Raw genomic sequence first — 1,636 nt, 5'->3', positions numbered from 1 at the left:
CGCAAATTTTCTCTTAATTCTTAAAAGCACAAATCTTTTAAGATGCGTAAATGGAGTAACACAGCGTTGTGTTTTTTCTGCCGAAATCGACAACACTTACATAAAAAATTTGCGCGTTTTTTTATACTGACTGACCAATTGCAATTAACGAACTAGTGTAAACGACGTTCCCCGACCCTGAGTCCCAGCGGGACGTTAGGGACTGGCATGCAGCTTGCGTATGCAAGCGAGTGCCAGGAGGGGAATGTGTCGCAGACCAAGCGAGGCCGTAAGTGCCGAAGCGCAGCGTTTCCCCGCTGTTAAGCGAAGTCCATTATTTTATAGCTTCTCTACTTACTCTGAGATTTATTTTAAAAAATACATTTTCCGAATTTATGAATGAGCTCCCGACTAGTTGGGATTCTCTGTTTGAATTTGCTTTTTCTAAAGTCATTTTTCCAGGATAAGAGCTAAGAAAATAATCTAATGGTCCACTAGGTGTTTTACCAATGCTTATTCCTGCAATAGCCCAAGGAAGCTCGCCGGAAGTTTGTACTAACACATACCCGTTTAAAAATTTTTCAACAACGATGCCGGTAGCCCAAATGGTCTTATCCTTATTTTGGAAGGCGAGTTTGCCAATATTCTCACTGTTGCTAATCCAATCTCCAATTTCTGCACTGTTACATTTGATTATTATATATGTATTTTGATCGCCTTTATTTAGTTGATAAAAACGAATTAGTGGCTGTTCGATTGATTGTAATTTTTGATATATTTCTTCGAGAAAGTCCAATCTCGACATGTTATTTATTCTATTTGTAATATCTCTTTTTGTTTTCTCTGTTCGCAAAAAACTCCAAGTGTAATATATTGATGTAAAATGTCTTAGGTACGGATATAGAAGAAACCAGATTGTTGAAAATAGAAGAGGAAAGCCAAAATGAAATAAGTAATCTTCTGGCTTAGAAAAGAATACACTTTCTATATAGTTTATTCTTTCAATTATCGGTTTTTGATCGAACAATAATATTGAAATTAATTTCCAATTATAGGAAATAGTTGATAATATTATTATTCCAATTAGTGGGTCTAAAAGTCGTTGTTTAATCTGATCTTTTATGCTGTCTTGAATTTCGTTTGTCATAAATTTATATTTAATGGATTTCGCTTAACGAACTAGGCTAATCGACGTTCCTCGTAGCTGAGCCTCCGTAGGAGGCGTTAGCGTCGGCGCGAATCTTGCGAAGGCAAGAGACGTGACGGAGAGGAATGTGGCGCAGCCCAAACGAGGGCGCCAGTCCCGAAGTGCAGCGATTCGCCGTTGTTATACGACGTTCGGAGTTAGAATTGGGAGCTATAGTTCACCTTTTATAAGTTTTTCTATTTTGTCTTTTGGCGATTTATAATCATTGTCATCAAAACCTTTAGAATTCATTTGTATTTTTAATTTTTCGAAATTTAATCCAGTACATGGTCCGGAAGGATTTGAATTGTTTATTCCCGCCATCCAATTACATGCCATTTTGAAATATCCTCTAGCATTTGGATGAATGCCGTCTTGAGAGTAATCATTTTGGTCATTTAAGAGATTAAACATATTTACTACCCTGACTCTAGCTTTTATAATTGGTGGTAGAGCATTATATTTACTATC

General features: G+C 36.8%; 1 protein-coding gene and 1 pseudogene. Both read right to left on the bottom strand.

Translation table 11 applies throughout. The features are described from left to right. Nucleotides 1-313 precede the first annotated feature (313 nt). A complete protein-coding gene (locus EHR01_RS10525; RefSeq protein ID WP_135694751.1) occupies nt 314-1,126 on the bottom strand; it encodes a hypothetical protein in 813 nt (270 codons plus the stop codon). A 210-nt stretch (nt 1,127-1,336) separates the two neighbouring features. Then, a pseudogene (locus tag EHR01_RS10520) lies at nt 1,337-1,636 on the bottom strand (GDSL-type esterase/lipase family protein); the annotation flags it as partial.

The sequence above is a fragment of the Leptospira mtsangambouensis genome, from assembly GCF_004770475.1.
Classification (GTDB): domain Bacteria; phylum Spirochaetota; class Leptospiria; order Leptospirales; family Leptospiraceae; genus Leptospira_A; species Leptospira_A mtsangambouensis.
This window is presented reverse-complemented; position numbering and strand designations above follow the sequence as displayed.